Origin of the sequence: Ferrimicrobium sp., from assembly GCF_027319265.1 — a bacterium.
Taxonomy (GTDB): Bacteria; Actinomycetota; Acidimicrobiia; order Acidimicrobiales; family Acidimicrobiaceae; genus Ferrimicrobium.
In genome coordinates this window covers 51,025-72,961 of the sequence record NZ_DAHVNP010000030.1, presented here as the reverse complement: position 1 = coordinate 72,961, position 21,937 = coordinate 51,025, and the positions used below count along the sequence as shown (strand labels likewise).

General features: G+C 57.0%; 21 protein-coding genes. 12 read left to right on the top strand and 9 right to left on the bottom strand.

Features of this window, described 5'->3' with window-relative positions; all coding sequences use genetic code 11:
- Window positions 1-2: 2 nt before the first annotated feature.
- Together M7439_RS04290 and M7439_RS04285 are read right to left on the bottom strand one after the other, a co-directional pair.
- Window positions 3-776, bottom strand: coding sequence for a RimK family alpha-L-glutamate ligase (locus M7439_RS04290; protein WP_298345169.1), 774 nt, complete (start codon window positions 774-776; stop codon window positions 3-5).
- Entirely contained in the window at window positions 761-1,651 is an 891-nt protein-coding gene (locus M7439_RS04285) for a RimK family alpha-L-glutamate ligase (protein WP_298348938.1), read from the bottom strand. Before M7439_RS04285 ends, M7439_RS04290 begins: the two co-directional genes overlap by 16 nt.
- 76 nt (window positions 1,652-1,727) lie before the next feature.
- Here M7439_RS04285 and M7439_RS04280 point away from each other — a divergent pair, with 76 nt between their 5' ends.
- From M7439_RS04280 to M7439_RS04265, 4 genes are all read left to right on the top strand, one after another.
- Window positions 1,728-2,426, top strand: coding sequence for an alpha/beta fold hydrolase (locus M7439_RS04280; RefSeq protein ID WP_298345175.1), 699 nt, complete (start codon window positions 1,728-1,730; stop codon window positions 2,424-2,426).
- Window positions 2,427-2,520: 94 nt separating this feature from the next.
- On the top strand, window positions 2,521-3,240 hold the full coding sequence (locus tag M7439_RS04275; RefSeq protein WP_298345178.1) for a response regulator transcription factor: 720 nt from the start codon (window positions 2,521-2,523) through the stop codon (window positions 3,238-3,240).
- A 39-nt stretch (window positions 3,241-3,279) separates the two neighbouring features.
- Window positions 3,280-4,848 carry a HAMP domain-containing sensor histidine kinase gene (locus M7439_RS04270; RefSeq protein WP_298345180.1) on the top strand — a complete coding sequence of 523 codons (1,569 nt, stop codon included), beginning with the start codon at window positions 3,280-3,282 and terminating at the stop codon, window positions 4,846-4,848.
- Window positions 4,845-6,038: a phosphodiester glycosidase family protein gene (locus M7439_RS04265; protein ID WP_298345183.1), complete on the top strand. Its 1,194-nt coding sequence runs from the start codon at window positions 4,845-4,847 to the stop codon at window positions 6,036-6,038. The genes M7439_RS04270 and M7439_RS04265 overlap by 4 nt, the downstream gene beginning before the upstream one ends.
- A gap of 67 nt (window positions 6,039-6,105) precedes the next feature.
- On the opposite strand, the gene sufU is transcribed toward M7439_RS04265, so the two are convergent.
- Genes sufU through sufC (M7439_RS04250) form a run of 3 tightly spaced genes read right to left on the bottom strand, consistent with a single transcriptional unit; the run spans window position 6,106 to window position 8,557 of the window.
- Window positions 6,106-6,561: a Fe-S cluster assembly sulfur transfer protein SufU gene (gene sufU / locus M7439_RS04260; RefSeq protein ID WP_298345186.1), complete on the bottom strand. Its 456-nt coding sequence runs from the start codon at window positions 6,559-6,561 to the stop codon at window positions 6,106-6,108.
- A gap of 8 nt (window positions 6,562-6,569) precedes the next feature.
- On the bottom strand, window positions 6,570-7,820 hold the full coding sequence (locus tag M7439_RS04255; protein WP_298345189.1) for an aminotransferase class V-fold PLP-dependent enzyme: 1,251 nt from the start codon (window positions 7,818-7,820) through the stop codon (window positions 6,570-6,572).
- Window positions 7,802-8,557, bottom strand: coding sequence for a Fe-S cluster assembly ATPase SufC (gene sufC / locus M7439_RS04250; RefSeq protein WP_298345192.1), 756 nt, complete (start codon window positions 8,555-8,557; stop codon window positions 7,802-7,804). The genes M7439_RS04255 and sufC (M7439_RS04250) overlap by 19 nt, the downstream gene beginning before the upstream one ends.
- A 122-nt stretch (window positions 8,558-8,679) precedes the next feature.
- Here sufC (M7439_RS04250) and M7439_RS04245 point away from each other — a divergent pair, with 122 nt between their 5' ends.
- On the top strand, window positions 8,680-8,871 hold the full coding sequence (locus tag M7439_RS04245; protein ID WP_298345195.1) for a ferredoxin: 192 nt from the start codon (window positions 8,680-8,682) through the stop codon (window positions 8,869-8,871).
- A 4-nt stretch (window positions 8,872-8,875) separates the two neighbouring features.
- On the top strand, window positions 8,876-10,021 hold the full coding sequence (locus M7439_RS04240; protein ID WP_298345198.1) for an NAD(P)/FAD-dependent oxidoreductase: 1,146 nt from the start codon (window positions 8,876-8,878) through the stop codon (window positions 10,019-10,021).
- Window positions 10,022-10,068: 47 nt separating this feature from the next.
- Here the strand turns inward: M7439_RS04240 and sufC (M7439_RS04235) are convergent, their stop codons facing one another.
- From sufC (M7439_RS04235) to M7439_RS04225, 3 genes are read right to left on the bottom strand one after another with little or no spacing between them, the layout of a single operon-like run.
- Complete coding sequence (gene sufC, locus M7439_RS04235) at window positions 10,069-10,824, bottom strand: Fe-S cluster assembly ATPase SufC (RefSeq protein ID WP_298345200.1); 756 nt, start codon at window positions 10,822-10,824, stop codon at window positions 10,069-10,071.
- Between the two features lie 7 nt (window positions 10,825-10,831).
- Window positions 10,832-11,170, bottom strand: coding sequence for a non-heme iron oxygenase ferredoxin subunit (locus tag M7439_RS04230; protein WP_298345203.1), 339 nt, complete (start codon window positions 11,168-11,170; stop codon window positions 10,832-10,834).
- A complete protein-coding gene (locus M7439_RS04225; RefSeq protein WP_298345205.1) occupies window positions 11,170-12,369 on the bottom strand; it encodes a SufD family Fe-S cluster assembly protein in 1,200 nt (399 codons plus the stop codon). Before M7439_RS04225 ends, M7439_RS04230 begins: the two co-directional genes overlap by 1 nt.
- 112 nt (window positions 12,370-12,481) lie before the next feature.
- Between M7439_RS04225 and M7439_RS04220 the strand changes: the two genes are divergently transcribed.
- The 5 genes from M7439_RS04220 (at window position 12,482) to M7439_RS04200 (ending at window position 17,953) form a co-directional block, all read left to right on the top strand.
- On the top strand, window positions 12,482-13,261 hold the full coding sequence (locus M7439_RS04220; RefSeq protein ID WP_298345208.1) for an enoyl-CoA hydratase-related protein: 780 nt from the start codon (window positions 12,482-12,484) through the stop codon (window positions 13,259-13,261).
- A gap of 230 nt (window positions 13,262-13,491) precedes the next feature.
- On the top strand, window positions 13,492-15,078 hold the full coding sequence (locus tag M7439_RS04215; protein ID WP_308464391.1) for a trypsin-like peptidase domain-containing protein: 1,587 nt from the start codon (window positions 13,492-13,494) through the stop codon (window positions 15,076-15,078).
- Window positions 15,079-15,245: 167 nt separating this feature from the next.
- A complete protein-coding gene (locus M7439_RS04210; RefSeq protein WP_298345213.1) occupies window positions 15,246-15,968 on the top strand; it encodes a response regulator transcription factor in 723 nt (240 codons plus the stop codon).
- 17 nt (window positions 15,969-15,985) lie between these two features.
- Window positions 15,986-17,623 carry a cell wall metabolism sensor histidine kinase WalK gene (locus tag M7439_RS04205; RefSeq protein ID WP_298345215.1) on the top strand — a complete coding sequence of 546 codons (1,638 nt, stop codon included), beginning with the start codon at window positions 15,986-15,988 and terminating at the stop codon, window positions 17,621-17,623.
- 159 nt (window positions 17,624-17,782) lie between these two features.
- Window positions 17,783-17,953, top strand: a complete 171-nt coding sequence (locus M7439_RS04200; RefSeq protein ID WP_298345218.1) for a hypothetical protein — start codon at window positions 17,783-17,785, stop codon at window positions 17,951-17,953.
- Window positions 17,954-18,296: 343 nt separating this feature from the next.
- On the opposite strand, the gene sufB is transcribed toward M7439_RS04200, so the two are convergent.
- Window positions 18,297-19,697 carry a Fe-S cluster assembly protein SufB gene (gene sufB, locus M7439_RS04195; RefSeq protein ID WP_298345220.1) on the bottom strand — a complete coding sequence of 467 codons (1,401 nt, stop codon included), beginning with the start codon at window positions 19,695-19,697 and terminating at the stop codon, window positions 18,297-18,299.
- 119 nt (window positions 19,698-19,816) lie between these two features.
- On the opposite strand from sufB, the gene M7439_RS04190 reads away from it, so the two are divergent.
- Window positions 19,817-21,895: a S9 family peptidase gene (locus tag M7439_RS04190; RefSeq protein ID WP_298345224.1), complete on the top strand. Its 2,079-nt coding sequence runs from the start codon at window positions 19,817-19,819 to the stop codon at window positions 21,893-21,895.
- Window positions 21,896-21,937: the final 42 nt, after the last annotated feature.

Sequence of the window (21,937 nt, the reverse complement as noted above, 5' to 3'; positions counted from 1 at the left end):
CGTCACGGGATCTGACACACCCATTGCATAACCTGGGTCGCATGATCGGGGAACCCCAGCTGATAGAGGGATCGGGCACCCACCAAATCCTCGATCTCCATGACCATCGGACCTCGAGGTCCAGTCACGGTATCGATACCGTAGTAACCCGGCCCTAATCGGGCGGCGATTGCTTGCACAAAATCGCGCTCTTGATCATTCGGCACCACAAGCCGGGCTGAGGCTCCTCGTGAGAGGTTCGATCGGAAATCCCCATTCGCCCTCCTCTCCACCGTCGCCGTGATCCTCGTGCCCAGGATATAGTGGCGTCGATCCAGGGTGCCACCCGGGTGATATTCCTGAGCAAGCAGTACATCGAGACCACCTCGCCAGCCCGATGTTTCGACCAGCCGCACCCCCCGACCGCCATGGCCAAATCTGGGCTTTTCCACCCTGGGAGCTGGGACCGCATGAGTGAGGAAAACCGTCGGTGTGGCAAATCCATGCTGCTGGCACCAGAGGTATTGGGCGAGCTTGTCGTTACCGACCAGTGCAAGCAGTGGGCTGTTCACCACACGAGGGATACGGCGGGCCAACCAAAGGCGCTGGCGAAGTGAACGCGAGCGCACAAAAATGGCATCGACGTGAGCCAGTTCGCATGACTGGAGCTCCTCCGGACCAACCAACGCAATGACCTGAGCTCCGAGCGATCGACCAGCCGCGACGAGTGCGCTCAAGAAGAAGTCGTTTGACTGGAGCTGCCGGCGATCGTAGTAGATCGCTACGCGTAAAGCCATTGTCGAAGCGCCAGACCCACGTGATAGGGCACGTCCACGCCGGAGATCGCCGACAACCTCCAGATGTGTGCATTGGAGTTCACTTCACAGACGATAGAACCCTCATTCGCATCGTCGAAGAGCAGATCGACACCGACATTGAAGCCCCCAACCGCCGCCGCGCTCGCCTCGGCCAACGCGCACTCCGCCGCTGAGGGCTGGTAGGGGTCGCCAACACCCCCAGCCGAAAGGTTCGCGCGAAAGTCATCAGGATGCTGGCGAGCAATGGCGGCAATGCAGCGCCCATTGACGACCTGCAGCCGTAGATCACGTCCTCGTGAACTCGCGATAAACTCCTGTACAAGCAGCTGTCGATCAGCTAGCGCGTCGACGATCCCAAACACGTCCTCAACGGTTTGGGCCAGGTAGACCTGGGCTCCAAAGGACCCCTTCGCCTCCTTGATCACGAGGGGCAGCCCAACCTCCGCAACCGCCGATAGCACCAAGTGGGTAGCGATTTTCTGCTTTGGATAGAGCGGCGGCATCATCACTGTCTTTGGAATACGCAAGCCCGCAGCCGCTAGGTGGGCATAGGTGCGGCGCTTGTCATCACAGATCGCGATCGACAACGAGCTGTTGATCACCGTCGCACCCTGGAGCTCAAGCATCTCTGCCACTGCAACATCTTTGTCAAGAAAGAGAATGAGCTCGTGCCGTCGATCAACGTGGGCCACTCGACTGAGGAGATACTCGGTGCTCACTAACTCGACATGATCAAAGGTCTTACTGAGTCCACGTTGATAGAGGATGCCGTGATCGAAAAACTTTTCACCGAGGCCGAGGTTTGCTACGACAAACACCTCTCGATCCTCGATGCGCATGGGTGGTCGACTCAATCGGTCACCCAATCCGGAGCGTATCTCGATCCTGATGAAATTCCTTGCACGGCTACAGTCTAGGGAGGGAGGTGTGATGCCAGTAGATCAGTTATGGTGCGAACCCGCTGGGCTCTCACTCTTTGTGGCGACGGTGAAGGAGAGTTCCACCCCTGGGCGACCGACGGTGCTATACTCCCCGGGCATCGCCGATACCGACATCGGCGGCAGCAGCGACCGGGTTCTCCAGGAGGCCGCCGAACGTCTGAGCTTCTACTGTCGAACCCAAGTGGTTGGCGTGAACCCTCATGGTATTGGTGAATCTGACGGGACCCTTGAAGCGACAGCACTCGTCACCGACCTTGAGGCGGTCATCGACTTCCTCGCACCGCAACCGCTTGTCTTAATCGGCTTTGGACTGGTTGGCTACGCCATGCTCGCTACCAAAGACAGCGAATCGGTTGTCGGGGTCGTCACCGTCGATCCTCTGGTCGATCAACTCTCGCGTGAGGAACTGACGGCCACTGGGGCCCGACTCGATCCAGCAGCAGTCTTCCCGGTCTCCGGTTATGCGCTGGCCTCCACCGATCTCGCTAGGCGCTGGATGATGATCGTCCCTGGCGACCGTCCTCGACCAGACAACCCCATGCTCGAGCATCTCGTTGCAACGCTTCACCCCGAACTCCACCGCGTCTACGCGACCTCGACGAGACTCCACAACGACCCCCGGCCCTACGCTCTCATTCTTGGCTGGTTGGAGCGAGAGCTCTGGCCTCACACCATAACGGTCACATGACCGACCCTAGAATCTCTCTCAGCAATTCTTCGGGTTACTCCTAGCCTTCCTTTGAGAAGTCTGCGTATCCTAGAAAGAGCGAAAGGAGAATCGCATGCGAATCCTAGTAGTGGATGACGAAGAAACATTGGTCGACACCCTGAAACGTGGGCTCGTCGCGGAGGGCTTTGCAGTTGATACCTGTCTCAACGGACTTGATGGCATCAACCTGGCGAGGAGTGCGCCCTATGACTGCATCGTCCTCGACATCATGCTGCCTGGTATGAACGGCTTCAAATTCACCGCCACCTTGAGGAGCGAGGAGATCTGGACACCGATCCTGATGTTGACCGCCAAAGATGGAGAGCTCGATGAAGCCGAGGCTCTCGATACCGGCGCTGATGACTTTCTCAAGAAACCCTTCTCGTTCACCGTGCTCGTCGCTCGAATCCGGGCGCTACTCCGTCGTAACGTCGATAGTCGTCCGCCCGTGCTCGCCGCTGGTGATCTCAAACTCGATCCATCGAGCCACTCGGTCTCCCGCGGAGACACCATCATCGACCTCACCACCCGTGAGTTTTCCTTTCTTGAGTTGCTGATGCGATCCAAGGGCAAAGTACTGAACAAACGTGAGATCATTGAGCACGTTTGGGACTACGATTTTGAGGGAGACTCCAATATCGTCGAGGTGTACATTGGCTACCTACGCAAGAAAATCGATGCCCCCTTTGGGACAAAATCGATCCGTACGGTACGTGGGGTTGGTTACCTCCTTGAAGAAGATGGTGGATCGGCGACGGTTGTCACCTGCGATGAGGTATCCGCGCCTGTCTAAGCTTTACACTGGGGGTCAGTACCTTTGAAACTGGCCTCGATGGAGAAACTTAATCACGTCTCAAGGACGCAGTTTCCTCCGCTGCGTTGGGTCGGACGTCAGCTCGCGTCGGTGCGGAAGCGCACAACAATCGCCGCCACAGTCGTCGTCGGCTTAGTACTCCTGGCGGCCTTCATCGCAGTGGCGCTTACCTTGCGGGCCGCGTTAACACGTAACGTGGTGAACACGGCGAAAAACGAGGCTGACGACATCGTCCTCCTCGTCCGCGATGGGCATCTGCCCAACCCATTGCCTATCCCACGGGGTGACCTTGCCGCCCAGGTCGTGTCCAGCCACGGTACGGTCATTGCGTACTCACCAAACTTGAAAGGGGCGAAGGCGTTGCGCGCCCCGCAAGCGGTACCGACCCGAGGTATCGTACGGACCGAAGACTCCGCTCGCGCCAACCGTCTGGCAATCAACGGTAACGTGGATCGACACACAGTTTTTGTTGCCGACCAGGTACAGGTGCCGACCTTCCTCGTCGGCGTGATTTCGCGATCGAAGCCGGCCAGCGAGAGTCATCTTATGGCGGGTTCCAACGGCAAACCGACAACCTTCTACGTCTATACCATTGCATCTCTCTCCTCCGTTGACGCTTCGGTGGCGGCGCTGAAACGCGAGTTCTTTATCGTCTACCCCATCATCTTGGCAGTCGTCGCCATCTCCACCTGGATTCTGAGTCGCCGAGCCCTTGCTCCAGTCGACCAAATACGACGCGATGTAGAGGAGATCACCGCTCTGAACCTATCCAACCGGGTCTTCCAACCCGAAGGTGACGACGAGATAGCACGACTCGCCGCGACCATGAACTCGATGCTGGGACGACTCGATGCCGCTGCCGAACAGCAGAAACAGTTTATCGCGGACGCGTCTCACGAGCTCAAAAGCCCGCTGTCAGCCCTACGTGCCTCTCTTGAGGTCGGACTCCTCCACAGCGAGTTAACCGACTGGCAACAGACCGCGGGCATCGCCCTTAGGGAGAGCGAACGCATGCAACGTCTGATCGAAGACCTACTCACGCTCGCCAAAGCAGAGGCCAGGGTACAGGCAGTTCAGGTCACGGTTGACCTTGATGAACTCTGTCGAGACGAGGTTCATCGTATTCGCCGGACACATCCTGGAGTAAATATCGATATGTCTCGCGTCAGCGCAGTACGACTACTGGGCGATCCCGAACAGATCCGCAGTATTGTGCGCAACCTCATCGAAAACGCCGTCCGTTACGCGCGAACGACCGTGACGGTGACCGCCTCAACGACTGGACCATCCGCCATCTTTACGGTCGGCGACGATGGGCCAGGCATCCCCCTGGAACGAAGGGACGCCGTCTTCGAGCGCTTCACTCGTCTGGATCCAGCAAGAAGTCGCCTCCAAGGTGGATCAGGTCTCGGTCTGCCAATCGTGCGCAGTTTGGTCGGACTACTCGAAGGCACCGTCATGGTCGGGAGTTCCGATCTCGGCGGGGCGTACTTTCGGGTGCAGTTGCCGATCGTAGCGCAAGACCAGGTACCATCGGAGTCGGCTAACGTTCTACCATCAGCAACACCATTAAAGGAAAAGGTTTGACACAACTTTTGCGAACACCAACAGCGAAGAAACAACCGAAGCGGCACTCAATCGCCTATCGTCGCGTTCGAGCCATTGGGGTGGCCGGAGTGGTCGTCGCAGGCAGCTACGGGGGTATCGGCATGCTCAGCGCGCTGGGTGCTCCCGGATCTGCCAGCTTGGGTGTGAAGTTCGTGGAGTGGGTTCGCGGCAACGGGGGTGCGAGCATCGTCCAAACCGCCGAGAATGTCTGGTATACAACCCATCAACCAGCGGTAGGCGGGGAACCACCGAAGGGTTCACTACGCCCTGTCGCCAGTGTACGGCAGAGTCATGTGGCCGCTACCTCGAAGATCCTTCCTCCGCCAAAAGCAATTATTCCTCTCGTGAGTCCACCGTTGCCCCATGAGGGACAATGGACCCCAGAGGGGCCACTGATCGATGGCTCCCCGGCCCTCTACGTCACGCTGATGCGACCCGACAGGGTACACACCTCGCTGGTGGCGGGTGTTGCCTGGATGGATCCCCATCTGGTGAGCTTCCTCCAGTACGCTGGCGCCCAAGAACCTCCGGGTGGCGGAGCCTGGCCCTACATGGCGCCAATCCAAGGATCTCAGGCGAGCAACCTTGTCGCAGCCTTCAACTCAGGGTTTCGTATGAGCGATGCACAGGGTGGCTACTACGCCTATGGTCGCATGGCGGTCCCGTTGCGGAATGGGGCTGCCTCCTTCGTCGTCAACGCCCAAGGAACGGCGACCGTTGAGCAGTGGACCCATGGTCAAAATGTTCCCTCGTCGATCAAGGTGGTGCGACAGAACCTCGTTCCACTCGTGCAGTCAGGACACATCAATCCGGTGGTCTACTCATCGAACTACCAGGTCTGGGGCGCCACCGTGGGCAATCAAGTGCTCGTCTGGCGATCAGGAGTGGGAGTCACCTCTAATGGTGCCATCGTCTACGTCAGTGGCCCAGGACTCTCCGTACCATCCCTAGCTCGCCTGCTCCAGCGAGCCGGTGCCGTGAATGCCATGGAACTTGATATCAACTCCGCATGGACGAATTTCTTCTATTTCAACCACACGCTCGGTGCTCCCGCAAGCCCAACGAACGGTTATCGACTGGTCTACAATATGGAACGACCGCCACAACGGTACTTCGAGGGAACGGCAAGGGACTTTGTCGCTGTCGTCGCCCGTAAGACCCCGCTTTAAGGTAAGGATCCGCACCGACGCGAAGGTGTCGCCCTCCTCCGATGGAGAGCGACATACTCCGTACGTCTCAGCCGAGTTGCGCCTCTTCCAATGCGAGCATCAAGGTATTCCACGGCAACGTCGCGCACTTGATCCGAACCGGGAACTTCACGACCCCTTGCAGGGCGGCCAATTCACCGATGACCCTCAGGTCAACTGGCTCTGGCTCACCGTCGCTCTCCTCAACGGCAATCATCCGCTTGAAACGGCTCACCGTCGCCTTGACCTCATCAATCGACTGTCCCTTCACCGCCTGTGACATGAGCGACGCCGATGATCGGGAGATGGAACAACCTTGGCCGGTGATCTTGATGTCCCGCACGACACCATCCTCGACTTGCACATAGATTTTCACCTCATCACCACACAGTGGATTGAAGCCCTCTTCAGCATGGACCGTAGGTCCTTCAAGCACTCCCTGATTACGAGGATTTTTATAGTGATCAAGGATAATTTCGCGATACAGATCGTCTAAATCGTTCATCGTCACTCCTAACCGTGAAACAGCTGATAGGCGTCGATCAGTGCGTCGATCAGTGCGTCGACATCCTGTTCGTCGTTGTAGAGATAGAACGATGCTCTGGCTGTGGCACCTACCCCCAACTCGCGCATAAGCGGCTTCGCACAGTGATGTCCAGCACGCACACAAACCCCGTGTTGATCGAGCACTTGGGCTACGTCATGAGGGTGAACGTCGGTGAGCTCAAAGGAGAGAACACCCCCTCGTTTGGTCACGTCTTGTGGACCAAAGATTCTGATACGATCGTCGAGCCTCTCGCGCATCTGCGTCATCGCGTAGCTCGTGAGCTGACGATCATGGATACTGATGGCGTCCATCCCAACCATCTCAAGATAGTCCAAGGCGACATCCCAGCCCGCAGCCTCTGCGATCGGGGGAGTGCCGGCCTCGAACTTATGCGGGATTTCACCAGCACTGAAACCATCGAGTCGCACGTCAGAGATCATCTCACCACCGCCGAGAAACGGTTGCATACGTTCAAGGATCTCTGCTTTTGCCCAGAGTGCCCCGATCCCAGTGGGAGCGAGCATTTTATGTCCGGTGATGGCTAAACAATCGACGCCGAGCTGACGAACATCCGTAGCAAAGTGGGGTACGAACTGTGCACCGTCACCAACCACCAGTACACCGTGTTCATGTGCCCGCTCGCTCAACGCGGTAATCGGATTCAACGTTCCAAGCACATTCGACATCAGGGTAACACCAAGGATGCTCGCACGCTCCAAGAGGGCATCCAGGTTGTCGAGCACCAGTAGCCCCTCGGCATCAAAGGGAAGATACTCGATGGTAAAACCCAGCTGTTCTTGCAGGATCATCCACGGCACCAGATTGGCATGGTGCTCCATCTCCGTGAGGAGAACGTGGCTATCCGATGTCAGCAAGACACGCCCAAGACCCTGCGCAACCAGGTTGAGCGCCTCAGTGGCATTCTTGGTAAAGACGATTTCACGAGCAGGATCGCTCGCACCAATGAACCTGCCAAGGTGTCTCCGAGCTGCCTCATAGATCCCTGTCGCCTCTTCAGCCAAGCCATAGACTCCCCGGTGCACATTGGCATGCGAGTGGCGATAGTACTGACTCATGGTATCGATCACCACCGCTGGTCGCTGCGACGAAGCCGCCGAATCGAGATAGTAAAACGGCCGACTCGCTCCAATATCGGCAAAAATCGGGAAATCCTTCCGGAGCTCGCTGAACTGATCCGTTACTTTGACACTCGCCACTTTTGATATCCTTCTCGTTCTAGATCCTCTACCAACTCCATACCACCGGATCCAACGATTCGGCCATCGACCGCGACATGAACGGTCGTTGGGGTAAGCCAATCCAAAATACGCTGATAATGGGTGATCAGAATAACGCCCATCTCCGGCTTCGCCTCTCGCACCGTCTCGATCCCACGAGCTACTGTGCGCAACGCGTCGATGTCCAACCCTGAATCGGTCTCGTCCAGAATGGCAAGCTCAGGTTGCATCATCGCCATCTGGATAATCTCATTCCGTTTCTTCTCGCCTCCAGAGAACCCTTCATTCAAGTAGCGTGACGCAAAGGAGGGGTCGAGTCCGAGGCGCTCCAACCACTCAAGTAGGTCAAAACGTACCTCGATCGCTGATACGTCCGCCCCACGTCGCGCCTGCAGGGCCTGACGAAGGAACTGAATCACCGAGACGCCAGGAATCTCCTCTGGATACTGAAAAGCCAAGAAGATACCCTCTTTTGCTCGTTCATCAACCGGAAGGGCGCTGATATCGACCCCTTTGAAGATGACCTGCCCACTGTCGATGTGGTAGTCAGCACTCCCCATGATCGCATTCGCAAAGCTTGACTTACCGGATCCGTTGGGACCCATGATCACATGCAACTCACCTGGAGCAACAGAGATCGAAAAACCCTTCAAAATCGTCGTATCGGCGGCCGATACCCATAGATCCTGGGCTTCAAACAATGATGGAACAGTCACAACGCCAGTCTAGTAGCAATTAACCCTATCCCAATAGTGCAATTGAGGACCAAGCGAGTACCGTGTGAAAGTCTCACCTGATAGACTCAACTGCGAACCTGTGCCAGAAAGTGGGATGAACGATGCGTATTGAAGTCGACTACGACAAGTGCCAGTCCAACGCCGTCTGCGAGGGGCTCGCACCCTCCGTTTTCGAGGTTCGAGATGATGGCTTCCTCTATGTCATCAACGAAAATCCTCCCGAAGATCTTCATGCTGCCATTCTTGCCGCTCAAGCGCAATGCCCCACGCAGGCCATCAGCGTGAGCGACTAACGACGTGCGTCGCCTCGTCGTTGTCGGAGGGGCACTCGCCGGTCATCGGGCAGCGGTCCAAGCTCGTCGCCTCGATGCGGAGCTTGATATCACCGTGCTCGCCAGTGAAGACGAACTGCCCTATCAACGTCCACCCCTTTCAAAGGGCTACTTAGCCGGAACCGTCTCCGCCCAACGAGTACGACTTCGAGGAGGTGGCGAGGGTTATCGTTTCCTCTCTGGCAGCCCCGCTGTAGGGGTTGATCTTGCGAAGTCATTGGTGTTCACGGAAGAGAACGCCTATCCGTTTGATCTCCTTGTGGTGGCCACCGGCGCACAGCCCCGCCACCTCAAAGGGTTCGCCCCCGATGAAGCGATCATCTACTTGAGAACTTTGACGGACGCAACGCGCCTCAAGGAGGCACTGACGCGCATCGGTCATCTCACTATCATCGGTGGTGGTTTTATCGGTGCCGAGGTTGCGGTCACAGCACGCAATCTGGGCGTCAATGTCACCGTCGTCGAACAGAGTTCACACCTCCTCTCGCGTGCCGTAGGCCAGCGTGTCAGCAGTATCGTCGAATCCAATCTCCATGAACACAACGTCGAACTGTTACTCGATAGTACGGCACACCTTGAGACCACAGGAGGCCATCGGCTCGTCAGCAACGGAACACAGAGCTGGCCGACCGACCTTGTGGTGGTAGGAGTGGGAGTCACTCCCTGCACTGCGTGGCTCAGCGGAGCGCTCCCATTGGCCGAGGACGAGGGAATCCATGTGAACGAAATGGGGCTTGTCAAGGGTTTTGAGCAGGTGGGAGCCGCTGGTGACGTCGCCAGTTGGGACCACCCCCTCTATGGACGTTCGGTCCGCTTTGAGCACTTTGAAGTCGCTACCAACCAAGCCCTACACACGGCCCAGGCGCTTGTGGCAAACACACGCGTTGCCTATAGGGAACTCCCCTTTGGATGGAGTGATCAAGGCGATCTCTTACTCCAAGTGCTTGGAGTACCAGGTCCCGATCTCACCGAGGAGGTCGAGGAGGTCGAGGATGGCACCATTTTCCTCTATCGGCGTGACGAGCGCCTCGAGGGTGCCGTACTCGTGAACGCACCCGAGGAGCTGACTAAGTTGCGAGATAGAATCAACGCCTCATTGGAAAGCCAGTGATGGCTCCCAGGATACGGCTGCTTGAAGGGACCTCAAGACCAGCTGGTTCAGTCGAACGCGCTGTGTTCTGCTGGTTCAGCACCAAACTGTTGATAGCCTGAGCGTTCTAGTTCGACCGCCAAGTCCATACCGCCTTCGGCGACAATCTTACCGCGCACGAGGACCACGACTCGATCAGCTTTGATCTCACGCAGGAGACGAGGGTAGTGCGTGATCAGAAGCAGCGAAGTCCCCTTCTCCTCATTCAGCCGTCGAAGTCGACGAGCCACATCCCGCAGCGCATCGATATCGAGGCCAGAGTCGATCTCGTCACCGATGACGAGTGACTGCGGCACCGCACTCACCAGCAACGTCTCGAGCTTTTTCTTCTCCCCACCCGAGAGGTCAACGTTCACCCAACGATTAAGCAGTGCCTGATCAAGTGAGAGCTCGACAGCCTCAGCAACGATACGTTCGGAGACACCTTGTGGATCAAGGCCACGGAAACGGTACATGGCTGTCACCAATTCGTCGACACGAACACCAGGGATCTCCGGCTGGCTCTGAGAGATCAAAGCGATGCCATGCCGAGCTCGCTCATCGGTGGCCCAACCGGCGATCTCCTCCCCATCGATGGTGACCGAACCCCCAACGACTTGGTAGTTGGGGCGACCCATGACCGTCGAGACGAGAGTACTTTTCCCCGATCCATTCGGACCCATCACCGCAACGACTTCACCCTTATCGACCGACAAGTCAACGCCTTGGAGTACTTGCTTGGAACCGATTGCGACATGAAGGTCATCGACTGCTAAGAACGCCATGTTTTCCTCAACTTCTCTTCGTGTTGATTTTGCTGTCTGCGGGTGCCTCCAGGAAGACCTCACCAGTCCGCTCGACGACCTCAAAGACCGGAACGGCCTTCGTCGCCGGGAAGCAAGTTGGGTGCCCATCACGGAGCGAAAAGGTGCTGCCGTGCTTCCAGCATTCAATCTCCCGTTCCTCTGCGTACACTTCGCCCTCCGACAGGCTGTATTTCGCATGTGAACAGGTGTCACCAATAGCAAAGAGTTCACCATCGATTCGAACAACAACCACCGGAAAGCCATTGAAATCGACCTTCACCGGCTTGCCCTCTTCAAAATCTCGCGTTGCGCCAATTCTGTCCATTACGCCCCTGCCTCCCATTTCTCATCAACTGCCGCTCGCAATCGCTGCTGTTCAACCGCGAAGGTATCGCCCATATCAGCGAAGAAAGCGCGCGCCAGGGTACGTCGAGCCTCCTCGGCTGGGAAACCCTTTGAGGCGAGGTAAAACAACTCCTCCTCGTCGATAGGACCGACGGTGGAGGCATGCGAACACTTTACATCACTGATCTGAATATCGAGGTTTGGCACCGACCACGCAAGTGCGTCCTCCGATAAGAGCACGTTCCGGTTGGTCTGGAAGGCTTCAGAGCCCCTCCCTAGCGGTGTAATCGTGATCATCCCGGTGTAAATTGACGTACCATCACCATTGACCACCCCCTTGTAGAGCAGGTTGCTGGTCGTACTCGGCGCGTCATGGGTGATGAATGTCCGATAATCAACACGTTCATGGGCACCAACGACATAGCCAACCCGAATCACGGCCTGAGCCCTGGTGCCTTCGAGGATGCCATCCGTACGAACACGGGTGTACCCTTGATGGGCACTGGCCGCATCCAGCTCGAGACTGGCTTCGGGGCCGAGTCGAAATCGTACGTACCCAAGACTGAGAGCCTTTTGGTCGTGTTCGAGCTGATGGCGATAGACCACCGATGACCGCTCGTGGCCAATGATCTCAAGAATCGGGAGGTGCATGACCGACCCGGTCAAGAGGTCGACATGGATGACTTCGAGTTCGACATCGGGGGCCACCGAGAGTCGAAGCCAACTCCACAGCCCAGCATCGTCACCCGTTCCAGCGGTGATAATGCCCAGCCGTCGGAGTGGAGCCTCAACTTTGATCTCGACGCGACCAGGAGCCAGCAGGCTGCCAAGCGTCAGCAGACTTTCGTCCTCCTCGCGAAGAAACTCACCGACGGCCTCTGCCTGAGACACCGTCAACCCGGGTACCTCAGTTCCACCCACCACCAGCCGGCCACCATCGACACGCACGGTCGCATCCACCTCGCCAAAGGTCGAGAGTATCTGCGCCCCTCTTGCCCAAAGATCATCGTTCGTCGCCGAACAGGTCTTCTGGTAGCGCTCCCATTCGATCTCGTCAACTGGAGAGTATCTCCAGCACTCCAGGGCTTCCGTCGGCTGCTCCAGTCGTTCAGCTTCAGCCGCCCTCGTCATACTGCGAGCTGGCAGCTCCCAGGACATATCCTTCCCTAGGGACTTCACGCGATCTCCTTCGATACTGTTTGCCACCTTCGCACCGCCAAGGTGCTAGTTTACCCTACCATCATAGTGATAACCTAGGAAGTGTCCACGATGCACCACCAAAAGGAGAGCCATGGAGACCCTAGAGATCGAGATCAACGATGGGATTGGGGCGTTAGTCCTCAACCGTCCCGCCAAACTCAACGCCATGAACGCCGCCTTTTTCACGGAACTGCCACGCGCGATCGAGATCCTTGAGGCGGACACCGCTGTACGAGTCATCGTCATTCGCGCCAACGGTCCTCACTTCAGTGCAGGACTTGACCTCACTGACTTCGCGCCAGGGTCGCAGAACATCCAATCAACCAACGACATACGACCACTTCAACTCGGCTTTGTCGCCCTCGCGACTGCCCAGAAACCTACGCTGGCTGCCGTCAACGGCTACTGTATCGGCGGCGGCCTCGATCTGATCGCCGCTTGCGACCTTCGTTTGGCCACGCGTTCGGCAATCTTTTCGCTCCGCGAAGTCCGCATTGGAATCGTCGCCGATCTCGGATCTCTCACCCTGCTCTCTGAGGTACTCCCTCAATCGGTTCTCGCCGAGATGGCCTTCACCGGTCGTGATGTCGGCGCCGCCGAAGCACACACAATCGGACTCGTGCACTCGATCTGGGATACCACCGAAGATCTGGACCGAGCTATCATGGAGCTCGGCCAGCAGATTCAGGCTAATCCACCCCTAGCCGTTCAGGCGACCAAACGCCTGCTCGCCCAACGACGAACGCAAGGGCTCGCACAACACCTGGAACTCGCTGCCAGTTACAACGTCGCGCTGATGCAATCGAACGACATGCGAGAGGCGCTGACCGCCATGAAGGAGCGACGGCCCCCCAACTATCATGCCAACTAAGACACCGCTACGTCTGCTTCGGATGATCGACACGCCAAGGTCCTAAGACTGGGCTGTGGTCCCATACCGCTACCATGGATCCAGGAGTGCTGTTGGCCTTTAGCCAAGCTCCTACCTGTTCCTAAGGTTTCTCAAAGCATAGGCCACCAGAATGACGGGTGAAAGGTTGCTGACACCGATGAGTCTCACGGTTGGTAGCGCTCGAAGAAGATTGGTAGAGAAAGGCACGCATGATGAGTGACGGCGATTTCCCAGAGAATGGCACCGGGGCGGAGCCGGAAGGCGACGAAGCGGCGAACCCATCTCCGCAGGATGAGGAGATGTCTTCGACCCCCAGCGGACAGGATCCCGATGCAACCTTGCAGGGCGATGGCTGGTCCTCCGGTGACGGCTGGTCTGCTGGCGATACCCTCGCCTCCGGTGAGAGTTGGTCGAGTGAGGCGGCGCCCGAGGCGTCGAGCGATGATCACTTGTCCCAACATGAGCACACTGATCCCTACGGACAGACCTCTGCTGAGGGTACCGGCTATCGAGGCTATGAATATGCATCCAGTTGGGCCTCACCCCCACCGTCGACACCGACGTCAGGTGCAACAAAGAAGGGATCTGCCAAGCGTCGAGGCGCACTCAGCAAGCGGCGCTTCTCCGGCTTGACGGTCCTTACCGCAGCGGTGGTGGCAGCAGTGGTAGCCGTCGGCACCAGCATCACCGTCGTTCACTTGAGCGGCACCTCGAACTCAAAACCTGTCGTCATCTCTGAGTCATCGGCTTCCCCTACCGCTATTCAAGGCTCCGGGTTAAATGGTAACGGAAGTCTTAATGTGCCTCAGATCCTGGCAAAAGTTGAGCCTGCGGTCGTTGATATCACGGCAGAGGGTTCAACCAGCAACGGCTTCCTAGGCACGAGCCAGTTTGAAGACGCTGGAACAGGGATGATCTTTAGCTCCAGTGGTCTTGTGCTGACCAACAACCATGTTATCGCTGGGGCCACCTCAATACAGGCAACGCTCTATAACCAATCGAAGTCCTACCCGGTCAAAATTGTAGGAACTGATCCTGCCCATGACGTTGCTGTCCTTCAGATCGAGGGCCTGTCAGGCTTACCCACCGTCAAGTTTGGCAACTCTGGGCAACTGCAGGTAGGTGATCCTGTCGTGGCAATCGGCAATGCGCTAGCGCTGCAGGGCGATCCTACGGTCACGCAGGGCATCGTCTCTGCGCTCAACCGTTCTATCACTGCGCAGGATCAAAATTTGAGCGAACACCTTACACAGATGATTCAAACGGATGCACCAATCAACCCAGGCAACTCCGGTGGTCCGCTCGTCAATGCAGCGGGACAGGTGGTGGGAATGGACACCGCCATTATCTCCTCTACCTCACAGACTCCCGCCCAAAACCTAGGCTTTGCCGAATCGATAGATTCTGTTCTTCCTGTCGTGAGGAATATCCTGAAGGATCCGAGCTACTACACCAAAGCTTCTTCAGGTTCCTCGAGCACCGCAACCACGACAAAGGCATTTCTCGGCGTCGGCATACAGACGATGAATGCACAAGCTGCGGCCCAACTCGGTTATCCAACCAATCAACAGGGGGCGCTCATCGACTACATCTATCCTGGGTCGCCCGCATCGAACGCTGGACTTACATCGGGTGATGTCATCATTGGATTCGACGGTAAGGCAGTGACGGACGCCTCTGAACTCGTCACCGACGTCACGTCAAAGTCTCCTGGAACCTCCGTCACCTTGAAGGTGCTCTCACAATCAGGGACTTCGACAATGACGATTACTCTTGGCAACGCTCCGGCAGCCTAGATGAGAGGTTCTTGGTTCGGTAGACCTCGCATAGACGATACCGCTCGTGTCACCGACGGCACGAGCGGTATCGTCTATGCCTTAGGCGTCCACCCCCTGCCTTCTCGAGCGGTGTTCACCGGGCTGCATACGAGAGGCAGAGCCACAATCAACAGAAATGAGGAGTCATGACATCCCCACAGGGCCGACCATCCAAGGACAAACGGATATTGGTGGTAGACGATGAGCTGCCAATCACCGAACTGCTCCAGATGGCGCTCAACTTCGAGGGCTACGATGTTGGGGTCGCAGCTTCTGGTCGAGAAGCCCTAGAACTTACCAGGACCTTTCGCCCTGACGTCATCGTGCTCGACGTCATGATGCCAGGACTTGATGGCTTTCAGGTCGTCAAGCGACTCCGCGAGGAACGTGATGACACACCTATCCTCTTTTTAACGGCTCGCGACTCGGTAGAGGATCGTGTTGAAGGACTCCGTTTGGGGTCGGACGACTATCTCACGAAACCATTTTCGCTCGCCGAATTGACGGCTCGCATTGAGGCGGTGCTACGACGCAGCGGTGGGACAACAACCGAATCCTCCCGGCAGACTTTTCATGACCTTACGCTTGACGATGAGACACACGAAGTTTTTCGGGCAGGTGAACTTGTCGAACTCACCGCCACCGAGTTCAAACTTCTGCGTTTTCTCATGCTCAATGCCAACAAGGTTGTCTCAAAGACACAGATTCTCGACCATGTCTGGGAGTACGACTTCGGAGGCGACGCCAACATTGTCGAGACCTACATCAGTTATCTTCGCAAGAAACTGGACCAGTTTGGACCACCGATCATCAAAACGATCCGTGGAGTCGGCTACAGTCTGCGGGCCCCAGAGATCAAAAACTCCTGAAGCGCGAGATAGGGGCTGTGTCACCGAAGCGATCCACTCTCTCCCTGAGGGCGCGACTGCTGCTCATCGCGCTGACCACCCTGATCGTCGGCACTTTGGCAATCGACTTCACGACGGTAACCGCACTCAGGTCATTCCTCGTAGCACGAGTGGACTCTCAGTTGACCAACGATATCCCTCTCGCTGCCCGTGAGCTCCTGCACTCAAGCATCTACGGCGATTCGAGCTTTACCGGTCTAGTCTCTCTGCCACAAGGGAGTTATGGTGAGCTGATCTTCTCAAATGGGACCTCAGTAGTTGGCCAATTCTCAAACTCAGTCTCTGAACCCCCGCCAAACGTCGCTTCCGGCAAGGCAGGAGACCAACGTGTCGACATACCTGTCGGACACCCCATCACGATCGAACTCACTGGAACCGACTACGCCTACCGTGTCCTCGCTGCTCGCGATCCATCACTCGGCGCAACGATGGTTCTCTCAATCCCCCTTACCTCGGTTCAAAGCACACTTCGCCGGCTTGAGTTGGCCGAACTCTTCGTCTCGCTCGGGGTTGTTCTGGCACTTGGCCTCGCTGGTGCCTTCTCCATTCGCATTGGTCTCAAGCCACTTGAGCGGATGCGAACACAGGCTCGCGAGATCACTGCAGGCGACTCGATGGCTCGCGTCGATGATCATGGTCCCCAGGAGATCGCTAGTCTTGCTGGCACGCTCAACACGATGCTAGAACGACTCCAAGAGGCTTACAACGACTCCCAAAGTTCACAGACCCGCCTGCGTCAATTCATCGCAGACGTCAGTCATGAGCTCCGCACACCGCTCACCAGCATCAAGGGCTACGCTGAACTCTACCTCGACGGCGCCCTCGATCCAACAACCGACACACCGGTCGCCATGGAACGCATTCAATCCGAGGCCAGTCGCATGGCAGCGCTCATCGAAGACTTGCTCCTGCTCGCCCGGATGGACGAGAATCGACCGCTCTCGCTGGCCCCTATTGATCTATCAGCGCTCGCGAAGGCTGCGGTCATGGACGCGAAGGCCGTCGAACCCGGTCGCAACATCGAGCTGATAACGCCAGACGAAGCGTTGGTTCTCGGAGATCAACATCGGCTTACCCAGGTGATCACCAACCTCCTCTCCAATGTGCGCACCCACACTCCTCCAACAGCGACCGTTGTGGTGCGAGTCGAGATGGTTCCAAAGGGTGCCTTGCCGCCCCCCGGTGCCCGTACAGCGAAGGGTATATCAGATCTGTTCGGTAGTGTTGACGAAAACATCGCACTCCTCGAGTGGGACGCCATGGTACGGCTCACCGTCTGTGACTCTGGACCCGGACTCGACGGACAACAACTAGAACGCGTCTTCGAACGGTTCTACCGATCGGACGAATCGCGCTCTCGCGCGCGCGGTGGAGCTGGACTTGGACTCTCCCTCGTTGCCGCCATCACTCATGCCCACGGAGGTACCGCCTGGGTCGCCAGCCCTGGTCTCGGTCGGGGCAGTTGTTTTGGAGTTGACCTTCCGATGCTCGAGATGGATGCCGCCGATACCATCCCTGACCTCAAGAATCGCCAGGCAACCAACGAGGCGACCGCGAGACTGACGCCCCGCTGGAAGATCTCCTCTCGCAGAGAACGGCACTCTAAAGCGGAATGAACCCCGTCCAACCATCGAGCCAGAACCATGGCACATGGTGCCACCACAGCGCGGGGTCGAACCAGGCGGCTTTGCTGAAGAAGCCCGCAACCACAAGGTTGTCTCGCTCCAGCAACACTAGTAGCATAACCGATAACAGAGTTCTTGAAAGGTGACGCCGTGAGCAGCTATTCGAATCGTGGGCCAGCCTTGGTAGGCAAGACGGTGGGCGCCGGGGCAGTGGTCGCTGTTCTTGGAACGATGCTCGCAGGACCGATCGGCCTCGTCGTCGGTGCTGCCGCGGGAGGTTGGCTTGGCTATAAGTACTCGACGAGAGATCGCACGAGCTAGACGCACGTCCCCATCGTTACAGGTGGCCCAGCTCCATCCTTTCGAGGGAGACACATCCTTCTTTCGAGGGATGTCGACAAAGGCTAGTTCGTCATGCTGCCGCTACGCACCCCAGGTTGTGGTAATAGCGAGCACGCCTCAACTCGCTTGATGCATCGCCCAGCACAATCTACCCAGGCTTTTGTGTGCCACTCCACCCTTCATGAGTGCCATGGAGACGAGAAAGCGTCGCTGACTAACAGCGACGCCAACCGATCGGTGATCGATCGCTATGAAGGATCTGCTCCATGCGATCGTATCACCGCACATTACGTCATCTCAACCAAGGCCGAGCAACGGCATATCAGCCGATCGAACCATCCATCTGCAGCTCGATCAGCCTTGACCATTCAACCGCATACTCCATCGGCAGTGTGCGCGTCACCGGCTCGATGAACCCGTTCACGATCAGGCTCATGGCTTGAGCCTCTGACAGACCTCGGCTCATCAAGTAGAAGAGCTGATCCTCACCCACCTTCGAGACCGTCGCCTCGTGACCAATCCATGCGTTACGCTCACCAATCTCCATATATGGCTTCGTCTCGGAGATAGAGTTATCATCCAGAAGCAATGCGTCACAGCGCACAAAGGATCGTGAGTTCTTCGCCCCCTCTTCCATGTGTACAAGTCCGCGATAGGTCGCAGTCCCTCCATCTTTTGAGATGGACTTAGAGACGATCGTCGAGGTCGTCTCCGGCGCAGCATGGATCATTTTGGCCCCTGCATCTTGGTGTTGTCCCGCTCCGGCATACGCCACCGAGAGGACCTCTCCGGATGCTTTTGGCCCCATGAGATAGACCGAAGGATACTTCATCGTCAAGCGAGAGCCGATGTTGCCATCGATCCATTCCACTCGCGCCTCAGCTTCGGCACGAGCTCTCTTCGTCACCAGGTTATAGACGTTTGATGACCAGTTCTGGATCGTCGTATAGGTGATACGAGCACCCGGCTTTGCAATCAACTCAACCACCGCGGAGTGCAATGAATCAGTCGAATATACCGGTGCCGAACAACCCTCGATGTAGTGCACCTGCGAGCCCTCATCGGCAATGATCAATGTCCGCTCAAACTGGCCCATATTCTCTGAGTTGATCCGGAAGTACGCCTGCAGAGGCATGTCAAGCTTCACACCCTTGGGCACGTAGATGAAGGATCCCCCTGACCAGACCGCAGAGTTCAATGCGGCAAATTTGTTGTCATTGGGCGGAATCACCGTACCGAAATACTGCTTAACGATCTCGGGGTACTCGCGCAAGGCGGTATCCATATCGGTGAAGAGGACACCAAGCTTGGCTAGGTCATCCCGGTTGCGGTGGTAAACGACCTCCGACTCATACTGTGCGGTAACGCCGCCGAGGTACTTCCGCTCGGCCTCAGGGATACCCAGTTTATCCCATGTGTTCTTCATATTTTCGGGAAGCGCATCCCAGTTATCTACCTGGTGGTCGGTGGGTTTCACGTAATAGTAAATGTCATCAAAGTCTAAATCAGGCATGTTGACCGCAAACCAGGGAGCCATCGGCCTACGCATGAAGTGGTCAAGGGCCTTCAATCGAAATGCTCGCATCCAATCAGGCTCGCCCTTGATTCTCGACATCTCCTCCACGATCTCTCTGGAGAGTCCCTTCTTAGGCTTAAATACATAATCCTCGACGTCAGACCAACCGAGTTTGTATCGTCCCAGATCAAGTTCTACCGAGGCCATCGCTACTCCTTCACGCATCTGTTTGGCACCATCACCCCCAACCGAGTCGTACGAGTGATTTGCACTACCTCCATAGTAACAACTCTGCGCATCGCCACTACCGGTCTACACTGAGCATCATGCCATATCTGTCTCAGCAGCTTTTTGCACGCGCCTTACCAACTCCAACTCCGCCGCGAGGCCTCCAACGCACCCTCCAAGGCCGTTCCATCCTGCGTGAGGACCCGTTCTACGAACTGCGTAACCTCGACAACCCAGCCACGGCCGCCTATCTTGAGCAGGAGCGAGACTTCATGGATCGGCTAACCGGAACCTTGCTCACATCACGAGATGAACTGGTACGGGAGTTTCGCACCCGTATCCCTGAACCAGATGAGAGCTACCCGATGCGTCGCGGCGCCTTTGAGTACTTCACCAGAATAGAACCAGATCGCGACTACCCGATTCATCTCCGGCGCAGAATCGGCGACACCCATATCGAGACGGTGCTCGACGAGAACGCAGTGGCCGAGGGTCATGATTTTCTCGGCATCAGCGGTATCGCCATCGCTGATGACGACCACACGATTGCCTATGGTGTCGACTTCACGGGAGAGGAGCGCTACACCCTGCGTATTGGGCAACTGACCGATGGCGTGATCAACGTCCATGAAGAGATTCCCGGCACATCGTACGGTTTTGTCTTCACCAACGATGCGACCCAGTTGCTCTACACTCGTCCTGACGAAGCCATGCGACCAGACACCGTCCTCTTGCACCCACTTGGCTCTCGCCCGGCCAACGATCAGCTGCTCATGCATGAAAAGGATCAACGCTTCTACCTCGATGTCGGCCGTACTAAGGATAGAGAACTGCTGGTGATCTCATCAGCAAGTGCAATCACCAGCGAGTACTGGCTCTTGCCGGCCTCGGGCGATCTTGGTGCGCCCACCTGCTTTCGACCTCGTGAACAGGGGCTTGAGTATCACTTAGACCACATCAATGGGACGTTCTACCTCATGGCCGCTCACGAGGGCGAAGAGTACCGTCTCTTCTCAGCACAAACCCCACAGACCCCATGGCAACCCTTCTTCGACCTACCGGTTGAAGACCGCCTTGAGAGCTTTGAGGCGACCTCGCTGGGACTAGTGTTGCAACTACGCTCACAAGACCGAACAAAGCTGACCTATGTCGCCTTTGATCGAGCACCAGAGAGCGCTGGTATCGAACTGTCAGTAGACGACGCTGCCATTACATCGATACTGCTTGGCAATGCCGACCCCACTGCCACCACGATCAGGATCGAAGAGACCTCGCTTGGACTGCCAGCGACCTTGCACGAGATTGACCTCGCTTCGCTCGAGCGGACCACCCTGTGGCAACAGCGAGTAGTTGGCGACGTCGACCTTGCCAACTATCTGACGTATCGTGGCTACGCGCCGAGCGACGATGGAACCCAGATCCCTGTGACGGTTATCCACCGTCGAGATGTCATGCTGCCGGTCCCAACGCTGCTGTACAGTTACGGCGCCTATGGCGAACCCATCGATCCGAGTTTTTCAACCATGCGGCTCTCCCTTCTCGATCGCGGATTTGCCTATGCGATTGCTCATGTGCGAGGCGGCGGTGAACTCGGTCGCAAATGGCACGATGAGGGACGCCTCGAGCGCAAAACCCAAGGCTTTCATGACCTACTCGCTGCGAGCAACTGGCTCATCAGTCGTGGAGTCACTGACCCGAACATGCTCTGTCTTCGCGGTGCCAGTGCAGGTGGGCTCATGGTAGGGGCGGTGCTCAACCTCGATCCGCGTCGCTTTCGCGCTGCGGTCCTTGAAGTCCCGTTCGTCGACTGCTTGACGACCATATCAGACCCCGATCTTCCACTCACCATCACCGAATGGGAAGAGTGGGGCAACCCCACCGAATCGCTGGCAATCGAGGCATTGATGGCCTCGTATAGCCCCTACGATAATCTGCGAGCCGAACCGTATCCGGACCTTCTGGTCACTACAGGCCTGAATGACTCTCGGGTCTCCTATTGGGAACCGACTAAATATGTCGCCAAACTCCGTCAACTCTCCCCGATGACCAATGTCGCTCTTAAAGTCGAGGAGGAGGCCGGGCATATGGGCGCCTCCAAACGCACGGAGGTCTATGAGAATGAGGCGCTGGTGCAAGCCTTCCTCATCGCCGCATGCACGAACGTTGAGCTAACGTAAACCGAGCATCGACCGAAACAGCGCTGGGGTCACACACCTACG

Excerpts from the sequence above, each read along its gene's own strand:
- M7439_RS04290 (WP_298345169.1), bottom strand. The coding sequence starts at position 776 with ATGGCTTTACGCGTAGCGATCTACTACGATCGCCGGCAGCTCCAGTCA.
- M7439_RS04280 (WP_298345175.1), top strand. The coding sequence starts at position 1,728 with ATGCCAGTAGATCAGTTATGGTGCGAACCCGCTGGGCTCTCACTCTTT.
- M7439_RS04275 (WP_298345178.1), top strand. The coding sequence starts at position 2,521 with ATGCGAATCCTAGTAGTGGATGACGAAGAAACATTGGTCGACACCCTG.
- M7439_RS04270 (WP_298345180.1), top strand. The coding sequence starts at position 3,280 with ATGGAGAAACTTAATCACGTCTCAAGGACGCAGTTTCCTCCGCTGCGT.
- sufU (WP_298345186.1), bottom strand. The coding sequence starts at position 6,561 with ATGAACGATTTAGACGATCTGTATCGCGAAATTATCCTTGATCACTAT.
- M7439_RS04245 (WP_298345195.1), top strand. The coding sequence starts at position 8,680 with ATGCGTATTGAAGTCGACTACGACAAGTGCCAGTCCAACGCCGTCTGC.
- sufC (WP_298345200.1), bottom strand. The coding sequence starts at position 10,824 with ATGGCGTTCTTAGCAGTCGATGACCTTCATGTCGCAATCGGTTCCAAG.
- M7439_RS04230 (WP_298345203.1), bottom strand. The coding sequence starts at position 11,170 with ATGGACAGAATTGGCGCAACGCGAGATTTTGAAGAGGGCAAGCCGGTG.
- M7439_RS04220 (WP_298345208.1), top strand. The coding sequence starts at position 12,482 with ATGGAGACCCTAGAGATCGAGATCAACGATGGGATTGGGGCGTTAGTC.
- M7439_RS04215 (WP_308464391.1), top strand. The coding sequence starts at position 13,492 with ATGATGAGTGACGGCGATTTCCCAGAGAATGGCACCGGGGCGGAGCCG.
- M7439_RS04210 (WP_298345213.1), top strand. The coding sequence starts at position 15,246 with ATGACATCCCCACAGGGCCGACCATCCAAGGACAAACGGATATTGGTG.
- sufB (WP_298345220.1), bottom strand. The coding sequence starts at position 19,697 with ATGGCCTCGGTAGAACTTGATCTGGGACGATACAAACTCGGTTGGTCT.
- M7439_RS04190 (WP_298345224.1), top strand. The coding sequence starts at position 19,817 with ATGCCATATCTGTCTCAGCAGCTTTTTGCACGCGCCTTACCAACTCCA.